Consider the following 19,653-nt stretch of genomic DNA (forward strand, 5'->3'; position numbering starts at 1 on the left):
GTGTTTTTCTATTTTTACAACATCCGTATTGAATCTGCTGTTTGTCTAGTCACATCATGCAATTAAACCGATTTTCGCTCTGCGAAAGTTGAGTTTAAAAGATTTAGTCGGGAAAACCGTTTCCATCACAACCAAAGGCAGTACCGTGGAAACCCAACTTCGCATGCTTTTAAAACAGGAGGGCTTGGCTGTTACAAACGATGAAACGGGAGTACAAATCATTGCCCGTTCTCCTTCCGATACATTGACAGCCTTCCGGCAAAATGAAGTTGATGCTGCACTCATCCCTGAACATTGGGGATCCCTGATTGTGCAGGAAGGCTACGCAAAAATATTGGTAAACTGGGATGAAATCCCCCAAATAACGGAAATATGCCGTTTACAATCTTAGCCGCCAGCGATAAATTTTTGAAAGAGCATAGGGACTTAGCCAAGAAGGCCATTAAAGCAAATCTGGCGAACGGGGTACGACTCACGGCTTGGCGCAATCGAATTCGACAGGGTTGCCTCAAAGCAGCATTTCATAGTTGTCACCGCCTCGCTGCCCAAACCGGTTTATCCGGATAGTTTGACCTTTCTTTTCGCGATGGTGCATGTGATGTGCCAGAAATACGCAGATAGCTTGCCGCTGCACAGGCAGGAGCAGCAGTTCGCCCGTGTGGGATATTACGTTGTCGCGGCAAAGGCGAACAGGCTGTTTATTGGAGCCCTTTATGCCATAGTCACGTCACATCCGGACTCTTGTCGTTTCACCTAATCTTTTTCCATCATACACTCACTCCCACTGTTGCTAGGTGGGGGTTATTTGACGTACACAGCGAAGCTGTAAGAAATGTAGTCCGCGAGAATACCGCCGAGGACGGGGGCGGCACTCCCGCCATGCCTAAAGAGATCTTTGCTTTTGTAGAGGACTGGACAGCCCCCAAAATGACTTGTATCCACGCCTAGAACACCCGTTCCTATTTGGCTTCGTTTGCTTAACCATTGACCGACAAAGTCGGGTCTGGGGATCGACATCACGTATTTGAGCGGATGGGTAAAGGACCCATGTCCCTGTTTATCATCGATTTGGTACAGCCGCAAAGTGATCGCTTTCAATTCAACATTCCCTTGCCTTCTTTATCCTTAGCAGTAACTTCAATAAAGAACCTCCTTTTGCCAAGCGCCTTTCATCGGAGATAAAGGAAGTGCCGGCAGCTGTAACTCCTGTGCAGCGATGCTCAGATATCTGATATTATATGAAATCTCCATTTGGCTTTCTGGGGATGTGTTTTGACCCAGATGCGCTGTGGGGTCGAAGTAATTCATCATGTTCAGATCGTGTTGGTACAGGGCTGCATCCCATCGGATTTTTGAAATGGACAGGCGGATCACATCGGAAGGGAAACCGGTTTCGGCCGCGAAAATTTGTACTGCCTTATTCGGTTGCTCCCGGATCAACCGGTGGGCATGCAGATGCGCCTTTAAATAAGCGATGGTCAAATCCTCGTGGTCCAGTGACCAACGTTCGTCCGCCACCACAAAGGCTCTGAACCCTAAGCCCAGCTCATAATTGAAGATCGATTTTCCGATGTTTTGGTGATGAACGAGGCTTAAGAAGGGCTCCCACATGATCGATGCGCTGATCCTCCCTTGGCGCAAGCTTTCGATGCTGTCCTCGATAGAACGGTGAATGATCTTCCACTCATGCATACTGTGGGCTTCCAGCATTTTTCTTAACCGGTACTCTGCATTGGTGCGGAAGGTCGTCGCTATGGGCAGAGCGGCAAGCTCGGATATGCTCTGCAGCGTCAAATAGGTTGGCACCACCATCCCGAATCCTTTGCCGTCTTCGGATTTCCCGCCAGCAGCAAGCAGAACCGGACGGAAGTCCGGCAATAATTTGCTGATGGTATGGCTGACCGCAAGGGCGTAATCCCCGAAGGTAGCAAGCTGTATTTGGCCCGCAACCATTCCTTTAACCAATTCCATCCCATCCTTGGCTTTGTGCCACTTGATCTCGATCCGGTTATGGGGACGGATGCGCTTGAGTTCGCCTTCAAGCAGTCGGAATTCCTTTATGATTAATGGGCTCCACATATGTGTTGACGCAGTGGTATAGCCGATGGTTAAGGATTCGTCTTCCGAGGAAGGGGGAGTCGAGTACCGCATTTGGCTTAGCTCCCTGTACCAGCGCAGTACCTCATTTCTATCGAAATATATTTCTTTGCCGATTTTTACGCTTGGCAGCTGCTTAAATTTGCGCCAGCGGTCAATGGTCGAGCGGCTAACATCCAATAGTTCCATAACCTCCAGGATATGAATTAAATTGAATTGCTCTTTAAGCATCTGACAACACCTCTTACCTGTAATATAATGGCAATTTTCTTCAATTTTGGTCAATGTTCTTTGATATTTGTCAAATGATTGACACAATGAAGTTTGAATCCTAGTATAACGATATGAATGCATGTATTTCAATCTTGTTTTGGAAGGAAGGGGGTGCCGCTGGCCGAATACGGATCATGCAGAACGGCTTCACAAATGGTTGAATGGTCAAAAAACGGGGGCTCGTTTATTTGATCTCACTCCTTATTCATCCGATCGACCGTGTGAAAATAAAATCATCCAATAATAGCTGACTGGAAAACCGGAGGCTAAGATTATCGCTGCGTGCCATATCAGTGGAGGTCGTGGATGTCTTAGCCTTCTATTTTGCAACCCCATTTAGGAAAGGAATCGACAATGACATGAACAAGAGAAAAAGTCAGCTGCATCTCACGGTATCCGTGCAGGGTGCCGGCTATCATCCGGGGAGCTGGCGTCATCCTAAAGCGGAAGCCGAGAAATTGCATGAATCGGCTTATTTCTACAGATTGGCACAAACGGCCGAGCGCGGAAAATTCGATCTGCTCTTCCTGGACCACACATCCATCGGCGAGCATTTACGCGCTGCGGGCAGAGAGCCCGGGCTGCTCCTGGAGCCGTTCACTTTGCTGGGGGCGCTGGCTTCGATCACAAAGCACATCGGACTGGGTGCTGCGATATCGACATCCGTTATGGAACCCTTCGCTGCTGCAAGACAACTGGCTGTCTTGGATCATCTCAGCGGGGGAAGAACGGCCTGGCTGGCGAGTACGGTGGAACACCTCGGGCCGAAGCGGCGTCTCGGGGGACCTCCCGAATTATCCGGCAGGGAGCTGATCGAACGGCAGCAAGAGTTTGTCGAAGTGGCAGGACGCCTTTGGGATAGTTGGGAAGAAGGGGCTGTTGTTATAGACAGGGAGCAGGGGCGCTATATCGACTCCGACAAAGTGCACTTGATCCATCACGTTGGGAAGCATTTTAGCGTACGGGGCCCTTTAAGTATACCTCGTCCGCCTCAGGGCCATCCTGTTCGGATCGGCTTGTGCTCCACCTCGGATAATTGGCAGGAGCCGGATTTCGACAGCATCGATATCCTGTTCAGTTCACAGTCTTTCATCGGGGACGCAGCCCATGCTTATGCGAGGGTAAAGAAACGCAGCTCCTTGCTGGGGCGATCCCCGGATAAATTGAAGGTGTTGACAACGGTGTTGCCGATATTGGGGGAAACCGAAGAAAAAGCCGGAAAAATAGCCTCCGAGTTCCGGGAGCTTATCGAACCGGAGGCTGGGCTTGCCATCTTATCCGATCTGCTGAATTCCGATTTGACGGGTTATCCTGTTGACGGTCCGCTGCCGGATATTCCCGGTTTGAGCAAGGCGATCAAAGCTGCGGGACTTGAGGGATTGAGTCTCCGCGAGCTTAGCCGCCGGATCCTGGAACTAAAAGGGACAAAGGTGTTTGTCGGCACTCCGGAGCAGCTGGCAGATTGGATGGAGGCGTGGTATCACGATTACGGCAGCGACGGATTTCATATTCAGCCTTCCGTTCTGCCGAGTGGACTTGAGGAGTTTGTCGAGCAGGTGATTCCAATCCTGCAGCATAGAGGCCTTTTCCGCACCGAATATACCGGGAAAACGCTGCGGGACCATCTGGGGCTTCCGATTCCGAAGAATGGGAGATTAAGAAAGGAGGGGTAACGATGGGAACTGCCAAAAAACAACTGCACCTGGGAGTCTTTCTTTTAAATACCGGCCAGCATATGGGAGGCTGGCGGCATCCGGAAACGATGGCCGATCGGATGCTTGATCTATCCTTCTATCAAGAATTCGCGAAGCTGGCGGAGAAAGGGAGGTTCGATACCATCCTGGTGCTGGAGCAAATCGCTATCGGTGAACGGAACGGCAAAGTCGTCGAGGAAAGGCCAATCCCCACGCCGGATACGGTGACCTTATTGTCCGTTATGGCGTCCGCAACAGAAAAAATCGGCTTAACGGGGACGGTATCCACGACTTACAACGATCCTTTCCATGTCGCTGCCAGATTGGCAACTCTGGATCACTTAAGCGGCGGCAGGGCGGGTTGGAATATGGTGACATCGCAGGATCCTCTGATCGCTTTCCAATTCAGCAAGGATGCTCATATGGACCACACCTTGCGGTATCGGCGTGCGAACGAATTCGTGGAGGTCGCCATGAAGTTCTGGGACAGCTGGGAAGATAACGCGTTGCTCGCCGCGCGAAGCAGCGGTCTTTACATAGATCCCGATAAAGTGCACGATATCCATCATTCAGGGACCTATTTCTCTCTAAGCGGCACTTCTTACATTCCGCGTCCGGTTCAGGGGCATCCTGTTCTTTTTCAGGCAGGGTCCTCGCGAAGCGGCCTGCAGTTTGCCGCCCAAAAAGCCGAAGTTGTCTTCACGGCTCAAGATAACCTTCAAGACGCCAAAGCCTATTATGCCGATTTGAAAGGAAGGCTGAAACGTTTTGGACGCCGGCCGGAGCAGCTTCATATTTTGCCTGGCCTCGCTCCGATGTTGGGATCTACGGAAGATGAGGCAAAAAAACGGATGGAGCATTTTAATGAGCTGATTTTGCCGGAGATCGCCGCAAAAATATTATCTGCAACGGTTGACGTGGACCTGTCGTCGTATCCGCTGGACAGCCCCTTCCCCTACTGGGAAATTGATCCGGAGGCCAATAACAGCAAGAAAAGCCGATTGCAGCTTTTGAAGGATTTGGCCCAACGCGAAGGGTTGACCATAAGGCAGATGAGCAAACACGTGATAGCCGCAGGCGGGCATCATACATTCTGTGGAACGCCGGAACAGCTGGCTGATCTCATGGAGGAATGGCTGGACCAGGGAGCGTGTGACGGTTTTAACATTATGCCGTCCCACTATCTTCGCGGGCTGGAGGAGTTTGTCGACCATGTTGTTCCGATCTTGCAAAAAAGGGGGCGGTACCGCAAGGACTATACCGGCAACACGCTGCGCGATCATCTGGGCTTGACTCCACCGCCCCATGGCTTGCCGGCGCTTCGACAAAGCACATTCATTTGATATGTAAATTCGGGAGGAATAATAACATGAAAACCATTCGTATTCACCTTATTTTAGCCGTGGTGCTCCTTATATTCTTGGCAGGCTGCGGGACAGCTGCGACCGTTTCGGAAGGCGGCCCGGGAAATGCCTCGGACCCAAACGCGTCTTCATCCTCCCCTAAGTCGGGTCCACAAGTGGTCAAAGTGGCTTTAAATTCCGTTCCAGTACCGTTATTCAGTTTTCTTGACGAGAACAATAAGCCGGCGGGTTTTATTATTGACTACTTGAGAGAGCTCGAGAAGAAGCTGCCGGAATATAAATTCGAGTACGAATCCGTAGATAATGAAGGCCAGTTGATTGGCACGGACTCCGGCAAATACGCTTTTGCGGCTAATTTCTGGTTCAAGAATCCGGAGCGGGAGAAAAAATATTTGTATCCGGAGCATGCTTTCGGATACGCGATTACAGCTTTGGTTGTGAGGCAGGACCGCAACGATATAAAAACTTTGGATGATTTGGTCGGCAAGAAATTAGTGCCGATGTCTCCGGTTTCCGGCTTCCGATACATTTTGAAGGACTATAATCTCAGGCACCCCGGCAAGGAGATCAAAATTGAGGATGTGGACAAAACGACGCACGCTGAAGATTTGAAGCTTGTTGACTCCGGCAGGTACGATGCCCACTTGATCAACGTTAATCAATTTGAAGACGTCATGAAGAAGCTCAATCTGAACGTGAAAATCGGCGGAGTGATTTCGAAAGAACCGGTATATTTTATATTCAACAAAAATCAGACGGAGCTTGCTCAAAAGGTGGATGCAAAAACCGTAGAGCTGATTGAGGACGGTACACTCTCAAAGTATTCGGAGCAATGGTTTAAAGTGGACGTCTTTAAAAGCTTGGAATATGTACAGCAAGGCTACAAGTTCCGGAAAGAAAATTAAGGATGTACGGTACCGGTATGGACGCCATATGGAAGCAGGTCATTCAAATCGCCGGGAGGCTGCCTGTTACGTTGACGATGTTGATTTTATCGGTTCTGTTCGGTTTGTTGCTTGGGTTGATTATCGCCCTTGTCCGAATTCAAAAAAGAAAAATTCCGTATGCCATAGCTACGTTTTACTTGTCATTCATACGGTGTACTCCGACAATCGTCCAACTTTTTCTGATCTATTACGGGCTTCCCCAGCTGCTCATCCTTTTTGGGCTTGATGTGAACAATTGGGACAAAATCATCTTCGCGGTCATTGCTTTCTCGCTGCATAGTGCGGCCTTCTTCTCCGAAGTCATCCGCTCGTCCTACCTGGCGGTAGGCATCGGTCAACTGGAGGCCGCATACAGTATTGGCATGAGCCACGCCCAATCGCTTAGACGCATCGTTTTACCGCAAGCCTTCGGCATCGCGATCCCGAATTTGGGCAACAATGTCATTATTTTATTAAAAGAAACGTCACTGGCTTTCTCGATTGGGATTACGGATATTATGGGACAAGTTCAGATCATGGTCGGAAACAGCTATGGCCAACATATTTTTCAAATGTATATTCTGGTCGCATTGGTTTATTGGGTGATAAGCATTATCCTGGAGAAAGGTTTCGGGAGATTGGAGAGGAAGTATAAAAAGGGCCATGTCAGCATTGCGAAATAGGGAGGAAAGGAAGGAGGGCAATATTGGCTAATTTCAGCTTGGAATACGCCATTGAATATTTTCCTGAAGTATTAAAGGGTGTCCCCGCAACGCTGATGGTGGCGGTGATTTCCATGCTTATGGGCACACTCCTCGGACTTGTCATCGCCCTATGCAGAATGTATAAAGTGCCGATCCTGGATAAGCTGGCTGCGCTGTATGTTTCTTTTATCCGGGGAACCCCGCTGCTCGTGCAGATTTATGTCGTTTTTTATGGTACACCGCTATTGATCGAGACACTGAACCGGGAATGGGGATGGCATTTGCCGATTCATGACATGTCTCCCCTTGCGTTTGCCTTCATTGCATTTACGATCAACTCGTCGGCATATCAGTCTGAAGTGATTCGCGGTGCGCTGATTTCAACGGATTCGGGGCAGATGGAGGCCGCGCTTTCCGTAGGGATGACGACAACGCAGGGATTATTAAGGATTATAGCTCCGCAGGCGTTTGTCGTCGCTCTCCCCAATCTGGGAAACATCTTTATCAATCTGATTAAAGGAACCTCGCTCGCATTTGCCATAAAGGTTCTCGAAATTATGGCCTATGCCAAAATTGTGGCCGGCGACAGCTACCGGTATCTGGAAATGTATTTTGATGCATCGATCATTTATTGGGTCATCTGTTGGACGTGCGAGAGGCTTTTTGCATGGCTGGAAAATAAATATAGCCGCCACGAAAGAAGGTTAACCGTATGAAAAAGAACATGATCACCATATCCAACATAAAAAAATCGTTCGGCCATAACCAGGTGCTCAAAGGCATCGATTTAAACGTGAGCAAAGGTGAAGTTGTCGTGATTATTGGTCCCAGCGGTTCGGGCAAAACGACGCTGCTGCGCTGCTTGAACTATCTGGAAAAGCCGGATGAGGGCAGCATCACCATCGGTGATTTTTCCATCGACTGCAAGCACGCGGGCAAAAAAGATATCTATCAGCTTCGTCGAAAGTCGGCTATGGTGTTTCAGCAGTACAATTTATTCAAGCATAAGAGCGCGCTGGAGAATGTGATGGAAGGCCTTGTGGTAGTTAAAAAGCTTCCAAAGGCAGAAGCCAGGGAAAGAAGCGTCGAGCTGTTGAAAAAGGTAGGGCTTGCGAATAAGCTGGATGCGTTCCCTTCACAATTATCCGGCGGACAGCAGCAGCGCGTGGGCATCGCCCGGGCGCTGGCGCTTAATCCTGACGTGATTTTGTTTGACGAGCCGACTTCTGCGCTGGACCCGGAGCTGGTCGGTGAGGTGCTGTCGGTCATTCGCAAAATCGCTAAGGAAGGAGTTACGATGATCATTGTTACCCATGAGATGGGCTTTGCGTTAGAGGTTGCCCATCACGTCATTTTTATGGACCAGGGCGTAATTGTTGAGGAAGGAAAGCCGCGCGAGCTGTTCAGCGATCCGAAAGAGGAACGTACCAGGCAATTCCTCAAGCGGATGCATCCGGAGCTGAATGCGCTGAGCTATTCCATCTGAGAGGACATTCCCGGATTCTGGGCAAAGTCAGGTTTGCAGTGAATCTGGCTTTTGATCACCGAAGGGATACATATGAACGATAGAAAAGGAGCGTACCGAGATGTCGTATATTGTAGATTCACATTGGGTAAAGGATCAGATCGAACGTCTGGGGGAGAATTTGGTGCTTGCCGATTGCCGCTTTGTTCTAGGCCAATCCGAATCGGGAAGAAACGCTTATGCTGAAAGTCATTTACCCGGTGCCATCTATGTGGATCTGGAAAAGGATTTGTCTGCTCCGGTCGGGGAACATGGAGGACGGCATCCGCTGCCTGATCCGCAACTGCTCGCTGACCGTCTGGGTCAACTTGGCATCCGTTCTTCCTCCACTGTCGTTGCTTACGATGACCAGGGCGGAGCCATGGCCTCCAGACTATGGTGGGTGCTGCATTATCTCGGGCATGATAAGGTGTCCGTGTTAAACGGCGGCTTTGCTCAATGGGTGAAGGACGGGTATGAAACCACAAAGGTGATACCGGACCCAACGCCCCGCACTTATGTACCCCAGATTCGGGAGGGACTATTATTGCATGCGGAGGATGTCAAAGCCAGACTTCATCGTCCAGGAACGATTTTGGTCGACTCGCGCGAGCCAAAACGTTATTTAGGATTGGAAGAACCGATCGATAAGGCGGCGGGACATATACCGGGAGCCGTTAACCTGTTTTGGAAGGAGGTGTTGACGACTCAGGGCCTATGGAAAAATGAGGAGGATCTGAAAGGTCATTTTGCTCAGCTTCCGTCTGACCGGGAAATCGTCGTATATTGCGGCTCAGGTATAACCGCTTGCCCCAATGTACTCGCTTTGAAATCGGCAGGCTTTGCCGATGTAAAGCTGTATGCCGGCAGTTGGAGCGATTGGATTTCGTATGGGGAGAATCCGATTGCGACGGGAAGCGAGTAACGCTTGCGGTCTCCAATAGACTTCATTTAAACGACGCAGTAATCCGCAAAGCCGCTGTTGACAGTGATTTTGCGGATGGCGTCCTTGTCTTATTCCTTTTCGATATTGCGCAGCGTTTCGATTTCGCGTTTGATCGCTATTTCCGCGTTGCGCAGCCCCGTATTTACGTCAATGCCGTCCAGAGCGACCTGCTTGGCCGCTTCCGACACAAATGTGAGCACCTGATCCTCATAACGGTGAATTTTATGATTCTTCTGCTGCTCGCCGACAAAGACATTTTCGATATGTTTCCCCGCGAGCACAGAGATATCCGCTCCGAATTCCTTTTCCAGGTCAGGGTTGATAATGGCAGGAACGCGCGCATTACGGGCCAGAATCCGCTGCACGAAGAGCGGGCTTCCTATCCTTGATGAATGCATCGCGTCCTCCCGTCTCGGAATCGAGAACCGGCAGCGCCAAATCTCTCATCAGCGCAGTAGGCCCGCCTGTATCATAGCCGATATAATGAATTCCGTCGTCGGTTCTCGTGAGCTTCTTGCCCAACTCCAGCACCATGACGGTAAGCAGCGAGGACAACAGCTTCAATGCCCGACTCTTGCATCTTAACATCATGTTAATTTCCCGCCTCTATACTTTGCCGGTAACGGGTGTTGGCGGGGCGAGCCAGTCCGTAATGGTCGCGAAGCGTCTTTCCTTCGTAAGCCGTGCGGAATAATCCGCGGTTCTGAAGTTCCGGCACCACCTTGTCGACGAATGCTTCAAGTCCGCTCGGATAAAGCTGCGGCATAATGTTGAATCCGTCGGCTCCTCCGTTCTTGAACCAGCGCTCGATGAGGTCGGCCAGTTGAATCGGCGTCCCCGTGAAGGTGATATGTCCGCGGGCTCCGGCCAGCCGGTACGTCAATTCGCGGATGGTCAGATTCTCGCGAACGGCAAGATCGACTACAAGCTGGTAACGGCCTTTCCGTCCATTTATCGCATCTACTCCCGGCAGCTCGTCGATCGGCAGCGGACCGTCAAGCGGATAAGAGGACAGGTCGATGCCGACCCGCTCGGACAATCTTTTTACCGCAGAGTCCAGATTAATAAATCCGTTCAGCTCTTCCTCGATTTCCCTGGCCTCTGCCTCCGTATCGGCAATAATCGGGCTGAGACCGGGAAGGATATGAAGCTGATCCGGCGTTCGTCCGTACTTCGCCAATCTGGATTTGACATCGCTGTAAAAAGCCTGAGCCTCTTCCAACGTCTGCTGCGCGGTGAATACAACCTCGGCTGTCCGGGCTGCAAGTTCCTTGCCCTTCTCCGAGGAGCCGGCCTGGACAAGCACGGGATAGCCCTGAGGAGGGCGCGGAATATTAAGCGGCCCTTTGACGGAGTAATATTTTCCTTTGAAGTTGATTTCATGAACCTTGCTGTCGTCCACCTGAACGCCGCCTGCCTTGTCGTACTTGACTGCATCATCCTCCCAGCTGTCCCACAACTGCTTGGTCAGCTCTACGAATTCTTCGGCGTAGTCATAACGAAGCGAATGCTCCGGATGCGCATCGAGGCCGAAGTTGTAGGCTGTGGACTCCGTTCCGGTCGTCACGATGTTCCAGCCCGCCCGGCCGTTGCTGATATGGTCCAGTGACGCGAATTTCCGCGCTACGTGGAACGGCTCGTAATAGGTGGTGCCGACTGTCGCGATCAAGCCGATATGCTCTGTTACGGCAGCCAGCGCCGCGAGCTGGGTAAACGGCTCCAGCTTGCCGGACGAGCGGCCCGAATAGCCGTCCGCTACGAATAGGGAGTCCAGCAATCCCCGTTCCGCGATTTGGGCGATTTTTTGATAATGGCGAATGTCAAGTCCAAGCTCCGGCGTGCTGGCGGGATAGCGCCAGGCGGCTTCATGATGCCCCGTTCCCGTAATAAAAGCATTAAGATGCAGCTTGCGTTCCTGTGTACTCATGGCATTTCCTCCAGACGTTTTTTTGATAAAAGACAAGTCTGATGACCTGTCTCCGGTTAACCGGTCGATATGACGAAGAAACGTTCTGCCTACGGGCACGGGGTTGGCAATGTCCGACAGCCGCCATGGTTATGCTGAAAAACAGGATGAAATGATGTCGCAATGATGGGAGGCGGACAAGTTCCCGGTCAGGTCGGCTGCCTTGACGATCGGCATAACAAAGATCTGCGGAGTAATAACAAAAGCCGGAGACGAGCTTGCTGCTCAAATCTCCGGCTATCCGGTCGAAAGCTTATTATTCCTAGTTAATAAATAAGGATTCTGTTCATCTATCATAACAACCTTGTTTTGAGCTTGTCAAACCCGTTTTTTTACTAAAAAATGGATTTTCGCATAAATGGAAATTAGTTTGGTAAGTATGTTGACATACAAAATGGAGGATGCTAAGATTGGTATCAACAAAAATCGAACCAAGTCGATTGGAATTGTGTGTGATAATTTGAAACAGTTAAATCACCATTGACCATTCAAATGGAGATGTATATTTCAGTTTCGTTACGGTCACTTGCGAAAGTGCGTTAACCGGCGAAATCGAAGGATACATCTTTTTTTACTGGATAACAATAGCGGTTTGCTTTATGCTAACCAGTAAAAAACGTTGTATGATAGGTTCAACATTTTGAAAGGATGGAAGGGAGGTGCAGTCCATTCAGACAGGATACTGCCGGTCGTACAAGTCAAGGGGGAAAGCTTGAAAGGCGTATGGAATCTCCGATATGTTAGGAATAAGGAAAGTACGGCGCTCGCTAGAAAACTGGAGGCGCATGATGTCCGAATCAGGATTCGGTTATCATGCGCCTCTTTGAATGGGGACAAAATTCAAAACTTTTGGAGAGGATGTTGAACTATGCTGCAAGTTGCTAAGGTAACTGATGAATGGTTGGAACGTATTAAAGAACAGGTAACGGGCATCCAATACGGAACCGTTCAGATTACCATACATAACGGTCAAATCGTTCAAATCGATCGCACGGAACGCAGCCGCTACGATGTGGCGAAAGCGCCGGCCGCCGTTAGAAGACAAAGATAGCCGAAAAAGGAGGAGATCGACTGCGCTCAAAAATCGTTATTTTGTCTTCCGCTTGCCGGAGGAGACCGCCGACCGTCCGAACAGCGCATCGTCTCGGTTGGGCGAAGAAGCGGCGTTCATTGTTTTTTGATAGGCGGAGGATGATTCCGGCCTATCCGGATCGCAGATGCAGTTGTAATCAATTCAATTTAATCAGGAGGAGCAAAGAATGGAATATCGCAAATTGGGAAGAACGGGGTTAAAGATATCGGCAGTGAGTCTGGGGACGATGGCGTTCGGGCGCTGGATCGACGAGCAGGCTTCGGCAACGATACTGAATCTCGCGCTGGATCACGGCATCAATCTGGTGGATACGGCGAATGTGTACGGGGGCGCCGAACGGATTCTGGGCAACTTGCTGAAGGAAAGAAGACATGATATCGTACTGGCCACCAAGGTGCATGGCCGGGTTGGCGAAGGGGTGAATGACGGTGGGCAAAGCCGCTATCATATTTTCAAGGCGGTGGAAGACAGTTTGAGAAGGCTGAAAACGGACTATCTGGATCTGTATCAGGTTCATCGCTTCGATCCGAATACTCCGCTGGAGGAAACGCTGCACGCGCTGGACGATCTGGTGCGCCAAGGCAAGGTCAGATACATTGGGGCTTCCAATTTTGCGGCATGGCAGCTCGCGAAGGCTCATGGAATAAGCGCGCTGCACGGCCTGCACCGCTTCGAAAGCCTGCAGCCGGAGTACAGCCTGATCTCGCGGGAAATCGAGAAGGAGATTATCCCGTTCGTGCAATCGGAAAATGTGGGCGTGATTGTTTACAGCCCGCTCGGAAGAGGGATCTTGTCAGGCAAGTACCGCGCTGGAGAAGCGCCTCCGGAGGGATCGCGTCTGGCGGCCGGCGAACAAAGGCTGGAGCAGCTGCTGCAGAAAAATGCGCTTCAAATTGCTGAGGCGATCAAGCCGCTGGCTGAAGAACGGGGCCTGACCCGCGCGCAATATGCGCTTGTTTGGGTACTGAGCCGTCCCGGCATTACCTCGGCTATTCTGGGAGCTTCGAAGCCGGAGCATATTACGGAAGCCGCGAAAACGTGGAACGAAAGATTAAGCAGTGAGGAGCTTGCCAAGGCGGACGAAGCCACGGCGAATATTCAGGCCAAGGAAGCGGTGCCCGGCTGACCGGATATTTTTGCCGCAGCCGAATCAAATAGAGGTTATCAGAGCAAGCTGTGATATCCTCGTTTTATTATGCAAAGATCTGATGGGAGGGCACCATGGCAAGCGTTCGTATTCATCATTTGTACAAGAGGTATGGCAAAGACAAACATGCAGTTGTAAAAGATTTCCAGTTAGAGATCAAGGACAAGGAATTTATCGTGTTCGTCGGGCCGTCCGGCTGCGGCAAATCGACGACGCTAAGAATGATAGCCGGACTTGAGGATATTTCCGAAGGCGAAATTTATATCGGCGATCAATTGGTCAACAAGCTTCCGCCCAAGGATCGGGATATTTCTATGGTGTTTCAAAACTACGCCCTGTATCCGAACCTTACCGTATACGAGAATATTGCGTTTGGCCTCAGAATGCGCAAGCTGCCCAAGCATGAAATTGATTTGGCGGTAAAAAACGCCAGCCGGGTATTGGAAATCGAGCCTTACCTGTACCGCAAGCCCAAGGAACTGTCGGGAGGACAACGGCAGCGGGTGGCGCTTGGGAGGGCGATTGTCCGCAAACCCAAGCTGTTTCTGATGGATGAGCCGCTGTCCAACCTGGATGCGAAGCTGCGCGCAACGATGAGGATGGAAATCACGAAGCTTCATAAAAAATTGGGAACAACGTTTATATTCGTGACGCACGATCAGGTGGAAGCGATGACGATGGCGGATCGGATCGTTGTTATGAAGGGCGGCGTTATTCAGCAGTGCGATACGCCGGAGCTGATTTATTCCAAACCGGCTAATACGTTTGTGGCGGGCTTTATCGGATCCCCACAGATTAATTTCATCCACGGCAAAATTGTAGAAAATCCGCAAGGGAAGCTGGAGTTTCAGACGAATCGCTTTCAACTGAAGATTCAGGACATGGAAGAGGAAATTTTGCGCAAACATAACCAGGTAAACAAATCAGTTATATTGGGGATCAGACCGGAGCATGTCAGGCTGGAAGGCTTGTACTCGGAGACGGTGATAACCGGAATTTACAAGGAGAACGAATTGATGGGCGCAGACCGGTTTCTGTATCTGGATATCGGGCAGGAAAAACCGCTGATCGCTCGCGTCGATCCGGACATTCAGTTTGCGGAGAATGAGAAAGTGAAGGTTGAACTTCATCTTTCCAAGGCACATTTTTTCCATAATGACACAGGGGAAAGATTTGCGGAATGAGCGGATTTCTGTATAGGGGGCGAGGTGAATTCTTGTTTTGAGAAAGAAACGCAACAGGTTTCTGCTTGGCAGTACGATGATGACCGCAGGATTGCTGCTATTGTTCTTCGGAGCGGTTGAAACCGCATTTCAGACCGGCGATGAGACGGTCCGTTACGATGACTTGGTTTCCACATTCGAATATGAGACCGATCCGTATTTCAGCTCGGCGCTGGCGAAGTGGCGGGAGCAGGGGGTCAGGGACGCGACAACCAGCGTTTACGCAGAAGGGGCGAAGCCATCCGCCGTTTCGGACGGGCAAGCGATCTATGCCGGAGAATATGCCGGCAAACCGAATGTGCTGATATGGAAAACGGAAAATACCGGATGGGTTGAATATCAAGTTGACGTTGCAGAGAATGCGCTGTATGAAATCCATGTATCGTATTATCCGCTCAAGGAGGGGGGGCACAAGGGGCCGGTCCAATGGGATGTGACGATTGACGGCGAAAGAGCTTTTCGCGAAGCGTCCTCAACCGTCCTGTACCGCACTTGGGAGGATGTCCGTCCTATCCTGAAAAACTCGGACGGCGACGAGATTCGCCCCCGGTCGATCGATGTATCGGACTGGAGCATAAGGCCGCTGATCGATTCGGGAGGAGCATACACGCAGCCTTTACAATGGCACTTTACGGCGGGAACGCACACGATTCGCCTTACGGGTTATACTCCTGTCGCGATTGAACGCATCGAGCTTGCGCCGAGCCAACCGGTACCTGCTTACGGGGAGGTTGCGGCCAAACATGCGGATGTGCCCCCCATAGATGGAGAGGCGTTGACGCTGCAAGCGGAGGATTTCGCTTACAAGAATGATACGGCCATTAAGCTTTTTTCGGATAAAAATGCCAGAACCGTACCGCGATATACCGGTCGGATCATCTACAATACCGTTGGCGGTCTAAGGTGGCTGGAGCAAAATCAGGAAATTACCTGGTCGTTCGAGGTGCCGGAGACCGGCCTGTACAAAATCGGCTTCCGCGCACTGCAAAACACGATCGCGCAGAAAACGTCCTTCCGGACGATCCGGATTGACGGGCAGGTGCCGTTCCGGGAGTTTTTGGCTTACGGATTTCCGTATTCCGCGTCTTGGAGAGGCGTCATCTTGCAGGATGACGACCGGAATCCATATTTGGTGAAGCTTGAAAAAGGGGCGCATACGCTGTCGATGGCCGTGACGCAGGCTCCGGTCAAATCCATCATTGTGGACATCGAAAAGACGATCGCCCATCTCGATTCCATCGATTGGGATTTGCGTACGATAACGGGCACGAAAAACACAGGATCGCTGGACCGCAAAGGGACGCTGGACCGCAACCGGACCTGGTCAATGGACCAGGACTTTCCCGGTCTGACGGACCGGATCGAGCTTGCGGCAGCGGTCATGGAGTCGCTGTCCAGGCGGGTGGTCGAGGCCAACGGAAACAAAGACTCCATCAGCCAGGGGCTGGAAACGTCGGCGAAGGATTTACGGTCACTGCTGGAGAAGCCGGAAGAAATTCCTTATAACATCGATGAAATATCATCGATGCGGGAGAAATTCGCCACGTTCATTGATACCTTGTCCAAGCAATCGCTGCAGCTTGACGAAGTGTATATCATTCCGGAAAAAGCCGATGCTCCCTCCATGGAAGCGGGCTTCTTCGAACGCATATGGGGCAGTGCGGCCAACTTCGTTTACTCGTTCGATCCGAGAGACAGTCTGAGAAATCTGGATGATACCAAGCTGAACATATGGGTTCAGAGGGGACGGGACTACGTCGATCAATTGCAGCAATTGGCCGACGAGTCGTTTACGCCGGATACGGGCATCGAGGTAAAGGTGAATTTGCTGCCGAATCCCGAGCTTTTGCTCATGTCGAACGCCGCAGGTGTCCAGCCGGATATCGCGCTTGGCCTGACGCAGGATTTGCCGGTCAATTATGCGATCAGAGGCACGCTGCAGGATCTGTCGAAGCTTGAAGGCTTTGAGGAACTGCATGCGAAATTCAGTCCCGGCTCCTGGCTTCCGCTTTATTATGACGGCGGCTATTACGGCGTGCCGGAAACCCAATCGTTCCAGGTGCTTTTTTACCGGAAGGATATATTGGAGCGGTTGAAGGTCGGCATACCGGACACCTGGGAGGACGTCTACGAATTGCTGCCGACTTTGCAGCAAAATTTCATGAATTTTTATGTCAATCCCAATGAATTCACTTACTATTTCTATCAGAACGGCGTGGAATTTTATGAACCAGGCGGTGTAAAGCTGGGACTGGATCGGCCGGAAGCGTACAAGGCCTACAAACAGTGGACCGACTTGTTCAATACGTATGCGGTGGAGCGCGAGGTGCCCAGCTTCTATCAGCATTTCCGCAGCGGAACGATGCCGATCGGCATATCGGATTACAATATGTACGTTCAGTTGTTGGCGGCAGCTCCGGAGCTGAACGGCCGGTGGGGGATTGCATTGATACCCGGCACGAGGCAGTCCGACGGTACGATCAGCCGGTGGGCGGGCGGCGGACAAAGAACGGGCGTTATATTTGACCAATCCAACAAAAAGGAAGAGGCCTGGGCCTTTCTGAAGTGGTGGCTTTCCGCCGAGGTGCAGGAGCAATACGGCTCCGATCTGGAGGCGGTTAACGGCGTAGCCTTCCGCTGGAATACGTCCAATGTGGAAGCACTCCGCAACTTGCCGTGGAAAAAGGAGGATGCCGAGGTCATTCTCAAGCAGTGGATGTGGTATAAGGACATCCCTAACGTGCCGGGCGGTTATTTCCTCGAACGCGAAATCCATAACGCCTGGGTTCGAACTGTGGTTAGGAAAGCCAACTACATGTCGTCCCTGGAGCAGACCGTTAGAGATGTTAACCGGGAGCTTCTAAGAAAACAGCAGGAATTCGGCTTTATAGACGAGCAGGGCAACCGGGTAAAGGAATTGGACATTCCAATCGTCGATCGGCCTTGGGAAGGGATTGACCGTTATGTGGAATAGAGTGTGGGCATATCGGACATCGTATCTTTTTATTGCACCTTTCTTGATTTGCTTTGCTCTTTTTATTGTCATTCCGATCGTTGCGGCGATTGGCCTGAGCTTCACCTATTATAACGGGATCGAGCCACCGCGATTTATTGGATGGAGCAACTATCAATATCTGATTGCACAGGACCTGCTGTTTCTGAAATATGCGCTGCCGAATACGTTTAAGTTCGCGGTCATTGTCGGACCGGGCGGCTATGCGGCGGCGTTCCTCCTTGCCTGGCTTATTTCGCGTCTACGCGGAAGGTACCAAAAGTGGGTTGCGCTTGCTATGTATACGCCGTCGCTGACGATCGGGATTGCAATGACCATCATATGGCTGCCATTGCTGTCCGGAGACCGCATCGGATATTTGAACAGCTTCCTGCTAAGGCTGGGCCTGATCGACGTGCCTAAGCTTTGGGTGACCCATCCGGATCTGCTGATGAATTCGATGATCGTGGTGACGTTATGGTCCAGTATGGGCGTAGGATTCCTGGCGATGCTCGCAGGCATTCTCAATGTGGATACCACGCTGTATGAGGCGGGAAGAATCGACGGCATCAAAAATAATTTGCAGGAGCTGTGGTATATTACCATTCCTTCTATGAAGCCGCAAATGCTGTTCGGCGCCGTCATGGCGATTGTGACGACCTTTAAGACGGGCGCCATCGGCGTCGAACTGTCCGGGCAAAATCCGACGCCGGAATATGCCGGACATTTGATCGTCAACCATATTAACGATTACGGCTTTATCCGGTTTGAAATGGGGTATGCAGCGACGGTTTCCGTATTTCTGCTTATATTAATGTACTTTGCGAACAAGCTTAGCTGGGGATTGTTCGGCACCAAGGAGGAATGACATTTGAAAAAGTCGAACCTCGCTGCAAGAATCAGCTTTAACGTTTTTATGCTGGCGTTATCTGTCATCATGATCCTGCCTATTGTTTATGTATTCAATCATGCCTTCAAGCCATATCATGAATTGTTCGTGTACCCGCCCAACTTTTTGGTTAAGGAGCCGAATTTTCAGAACTTCGTGGAGCTGTTCTGGGTAACGTCGAATTCCATTGTTCCGGTATCGCGGTATCTGTTCAACAGTCTGTTTATATCGTTTCTGAGCGTCATCGGCATAACGGTGGTAAGCGCGCTATGCGCTTATCCGCTGTCGAAGCATCCTTTTCCGGGGAAAAATATGATATTCTCGACCATTATCCTGATGCTGATGTTTACGCCGGAAGTGATTCAAATTCCCCGCTATCTGGTCGTCAGCTATCTGGGGATTATGAATACGTATCTCGGCCATCTATTACCGGTGCTTGCCTTGCCGGTGGGCGTGTTTCTGCTTAAACAATTCATGGACCAAATTCCGGATACGCTGCTGGAGGCTTCCAGAATCGATGGGGCAAACGAGCTGATCGTATTTGTGCGCATCGTCATTCCGATGTGTATGCCGGCTGTCGCTACCGTAGCGATTCTGTCGTTTCAGAATTCTTGGGGAAATGTGGAGACATCGATGCTGTTCATGCAGGATGACGAGATGAAGAACTTCCCGTTCTTCCTGTCCACGCTGACCAATAATCTGGCCAACAACGTGGCGAGACAGGGCGCTGCAGCGGTTGCTGCGCTGATTATGCTCGTGCCGAACTTAATCTTTTTTGTCATTCTTCAAAGCAAGGTCATTTCAACGATGGCCCATTCGGGTATTAAATAAATGG

At 50.7% G+C, this 19,653-nt stretch carries 19 protein-coding genes; 14 read left to right on the forward strand and 5 right to left on the reverse strand.

Annotation, left to right across the window (positions count from 1 at the left end):
- Positions 1-88: 88 nt before the first annotated feature.
- Positions 89-391: an ABC transporter substrate-binding protein gene (locus BLT35_RS27475; protein WP_074727064.1), complete on the forward strand. Its 303-nt coding sequence runs from the start codon at positions 89-91 to the stop codon at positions 389-391.
- A gap of 410 nt (positions 392-801) precedes the next feature.
- On the opposite strand, the gene BLT35_RS03975 is transcribed toward BLT35_RS27475, so the two are convergent.
- Both BLT35_RS03975 and BLT35_RS03980 read right to left on the reverse strand, forming a co-directional pair.
- Positions 802-1,098: a hypothetical protein gene (locus BLT35_RS03975; RefSeq protein WP_074727065.1), complete on the reverse strand. Its 297-nt coding sequence runs from the start codon at positions 1,096-1,098 to the stop codon at positions 802-804.
- Positions 1,099-1,137: 39 nt separating this feature from the next.
- Positions 1,138-2,328 (reverse strand): helix-turn-helix domain-containing protein, encoded by a 1,191-nt coding sequence (locus BLT35_RS03980; RefSeq protein WP_074727066.1) that lies wholly within the window; start codon positions 2,326-2,328, stop codon positions 1,138-1,140.
- A gap of 401 nt (positions 2,329-2,729) precedes the next feature.
- Here BLT35_RS03980 and BLT35_RS03985 point away from each other — a divergent pair, with 401 nt between their 5' ends.
- The 7 genes from BLT35_RS03985 (at position 2,730) to BLT35_RS04015 (ending at position 9,487) form a co-directional block, all read left to right on the forward strand.
- A complete protein-coding gene (locus BLT35_RS03985) occupies positions 2,730-4,043 on the forward strand; it encodes an NtaA/DmoA family FMN-dependent monooxygenase (RefSeq protein ID WP_062409365.1) in 1,314 nt (437 codons plus the stop codon).
- 2 nt (positions 4,044-4,045) lie between these two features.
- Complete coding sequence (locus tag BLT35_RS03990; RefSeq protein WP_062409364.1) at positions 4,046-5,407, forward strand: LLM class flavin-dependent oxidoreductase; 1,362 nt, start codon at positions 4,046-4,048, stop codon at positions 5,405-5,407.
- A 26-nt stretch (positions 5,408-5,433) separates the two neighbouring features.
- On the forward strand, positions 5,434-6,333 hold the full coding sequence (locus BLT35_RS03995) for a transporter substrate-binding domain-containing protein (RefSeq protein WP_074727067.1): 900 nt from the start codon (positions 5,434-5,436) through the stop codon (positions 6,331-6,333).
- A gap of 17 nt (positions 6,334-6,350) precedes the next feature.
- Positions 6,351-7,037 carry an amino acid ABC transporter permease gene (locus BLT35_RS04000; protein ID WP_235594139.1) on the forward strand — a complete coding sequence of 229 codons (687 nt, stop codon included), beginning with the start codon at positions 6,351-6,353 and terminating at the stop codon, positions 7,035-7,037.
- Positions 7,038-7,060: 23 nt separating this feature from the next.
- Positions 7,061-7,774 (forward strand): amino acid ABC transporter permease, encoded by a 714-nt coding sequence (locus BLT35_RS04005; RefSeq protein WP_062409362.1) that lies wholly within the window; start codon positions 7,061-7,063, stop codon positions 7,772-7,774.
- A gap of 8 nt (positions 7,775-7,782) precedes the next feature.
- Positions 7,783-8,544: an amino acid ABC transporter ATP-binding protein gene (locus BLT35_RS04010; protein ID WP_062411002.1), complete on the forward strand. Its 762-nt coding sequence runs from the start codon at positions 7,783-7,785 to the stop codon at positions 8,542-8,544.
- 100 nt (positions 8,545-8,644) lie between these two features.
- Positions 8,645-9,487, forward strand: coding sequence for a sulfurtransferase (locus BLT35_RS04015; protein ID WP_074727068.1), 843 nt, complete (start codon positions 8,645-8,647; stop codon positions 9,485-9,487).
- Positions 9,488-9,576: 89 nt separating this feature from the next.
- On the opposite strand, the gene BLT35_RS04020 is transcribed toward BLT35_RS04015, so the two are convergent.
- The 3 genes from BLT35_RS04020 to BLT35_RS04030 are packed head-to-tail and all read right to left on the reverse strand — an operon-like array spanning position 9,577 to position 11,435.
- The gene (locus BLT35_RS04020) at positions 9,577-9,873 is read right to left on the reverse strand and encodes a hypothetical protein (protein WP_074727069.1); all 297 of its coding nucleotides are present in this window, start codon (positions 9,871-9,873) and stop codon (positions 9,577-9,579) included.
- Positions 9,851-10,099 (reverse strand): hypothetical protein, encoded by a 249-nt coding sequence (locus tag BLT35_RS04025; RefSeq protein WP_074727070.1) that lies wholly within the window; start codon positions 10,097-10,099, stop codon positions 9,851-9,853. The genes BLT35_RS04020 and BLT35_RS04025 overlap by 23 nt, the downstream gene beginning before the upstream one ends.
- Before the next feature lies 1 nt (position 10,100).
- Complete coding sequence (locus tag BLT35_RS04030; RefSeq protein ID WP_074727071.1) at positions 10,101-11,435, reverse strand: LLM class flavin-dependent oxidoreductase; 1,335 nt, start codon at positions 11,433-11,435, stop codon at positions 10,101-10,103.
- Between the two features lie 907 nt (positions 11,436-12,342).
- On the opposite strand from BLT35_RS04030, the gene BLT35_RS04035 reads away from it, so the two are divergent.
- From BLT35_RS04035 to BLT35_RS04060, 6 genes are all read left to right on the forward strand, one after another.
- Positions 12,343-12,525 carry a YezD family protein gene (locus tag BLT35_RS04035; RefSeq protein WP_054818916.1) on the forward strand — a complete coding sequence of 61 codons (183 nt, stop codon included), beginning with the start codon at positions 12,343-12,345 and terminating at the stop codon, positions 12,523-12,525.
- A gap of 208 nt (positions 12,526-12,733) precedes the next feature.
- Positions 12,734-13,693 (forward strand): aldo/keto reductase, encoded by a 960-nt coding sequence (locus tag BLT35_RS04040; RefSeq protein WP_074727072.1) that lies wholly within the window; start codon positions 12,734-12,736, stop codon positions 13,691-13,693.
- A gap of 95 nt (positions 13,694-13,788) precedes the next feature.
- Positions 13,789-14,898 (forward strand): ABC transporter ATP-binding protein, encoded by a 1,110-nt coding sequence (locus BLT35_RS04045; protein ID WP_074727073.1) that lies wholly within the window; start codon positions 13,789-13,791, stop codon positions 14,896-14,898.
- A 37-nt stretch (positions 14,899-14,935) separates the two neighbouring features.
- Positions 14,936-17,911 (forward strand): extracellular solute-binding protein, encoded by a 2,976-nt coding sequence (locus BLT35_RS04050; protein WP_062409345.1) that lies wholly within the window; start codon positions 14,936-14,938, stop codon positions 17,909-17,911.
- Complete coding sequence (locus BLT35_RS04055; protein ID WP_254777515.1) at positions 17,874-18,797, forward strand: carbohydrate ABC transporter permease; 924 nt, start codon at positions 17,874-17,876, stop codon at positions 18,795-18,797. Before BLT35_RS04050 ends, BLT35_RS04055 begins: the two co-directional genes overlap by 38 nt.
- A 48-nt stretch (positions 18,798-18,845) precedes the next feature.
- The gene (locus BLT35_RS04060; RefSeq protein ID WP_082661008.1) at positions 18,846-19,649 is read left to right on the forward strand and encodes a carbohydrate ABC transporter permease; all 804 of its coding nucleotides are present in this window, start codon (positions 18,846-18,848) and stop codon (positions 19,647-19,649) included.
- Positions 19,650-19,653 lie beyond the last annotated feature (4 nt).

Source organism: Paenibacillus naphthalenovorans (genome assembly GCF_900099895.1).
GTDB lineage: Bacteria > Bacillota > Bacilli > Paenibacillales > NBRC-103111 > Paenibacillus_G > Paenibacillus_G naphthalenovorans.

Bases quoted from the DNA above. Each gene is read 5' to 3' on its own strand.
- BLT35_RS04035 (WP_054818916.1), top strand. From the start codon at position 12,343: ATGCTGCAAGTTGCTAAGGTAACTGATGAATGGTTGGAACGTATTAAA.
- BLT35_RS04025 (WP_074727070.1), bottom strand. From the start codon at position 10,099: ATGATGTTAAGATGCAAGAGTCGGGCATTGAAGCTGTTGTCCTCGCTG.
- BLT35_RS04060 (WP_082661008.1), top strand. From the start codon at position 18,846: ATGCTGGCGTTATCTGTCATCATGATCCTGCCTATTGTTTATGTATTC.
- BLT35_RS04040 (WP_074727072.1), top strand. From the start codon at position 12,734: ATGGAATATCGCAAATTGGGAAGAACGGGGTTAAAGATATCGGCAGTG.
- BLT35_RS03990 (WP_062409364.1), top strand. From the start codon at position 4,046: ATGGGAACTGCCAAAAAACAACTGCACCTGGGAGTCTTTCTTTTAAAT.
- BLT35_RS03980 (WP_074727066.1), bottom strand. From the start codon at position 2,328: ATGCTTAAAGAGCAATTCAATTTAATTCATATCCTGGAGGTTATGGAA.
- BLT35_RS04015 (WP_074727068.1), top strand. From the start codon at position 8,645: ATGTCGTATATTGTAGATTCACATTGGGTAAAGGATCAGATCGAACGT.
- BLT35_RS03985 (WP_062409365.1), top strand. From the start codon at position 2,730: ATGAACAAGAGAAAAAGTCAGCTGCATCTCACGGTATCCGTGCAGGGT.
- BLT35_RS04045 (WP_074727073.1), top strand. From the start codon at position 13,789: ATGGCAAGCGTTCGTATTCATCATTTGTACAAGAGGTATGGCAAAGAC.
- BLT35_RS04010 (WP_062411002.1), top strand. From the start codon at position 7,783: ATGATCACCATATCCAACATAAAAAAATCGTTCGGCCATAACCAGGTG.
- BLT35_RS04030 (WP_074727071.1), bottom strand. From the start codon at position 11,435: ATGAGTACACAGGAACGCAAGCTGCATCTTAATGCTTTTATTACGGGA.
- BLT35_RS03995 (WP_074727067.1), top strand. From the start codon at position 5,434: ATGAAAACCATTCGTATTCACCTTATTTTAGCCGTGGTGCTCCTTATA.
- BLT35_RS04000 (WP_235594139.1), top strand. From the start codon at position 6,351: ATGGACGCCATATGGAAGCAGGTCATTCAAATCGCCGGGAGGCTGCCT.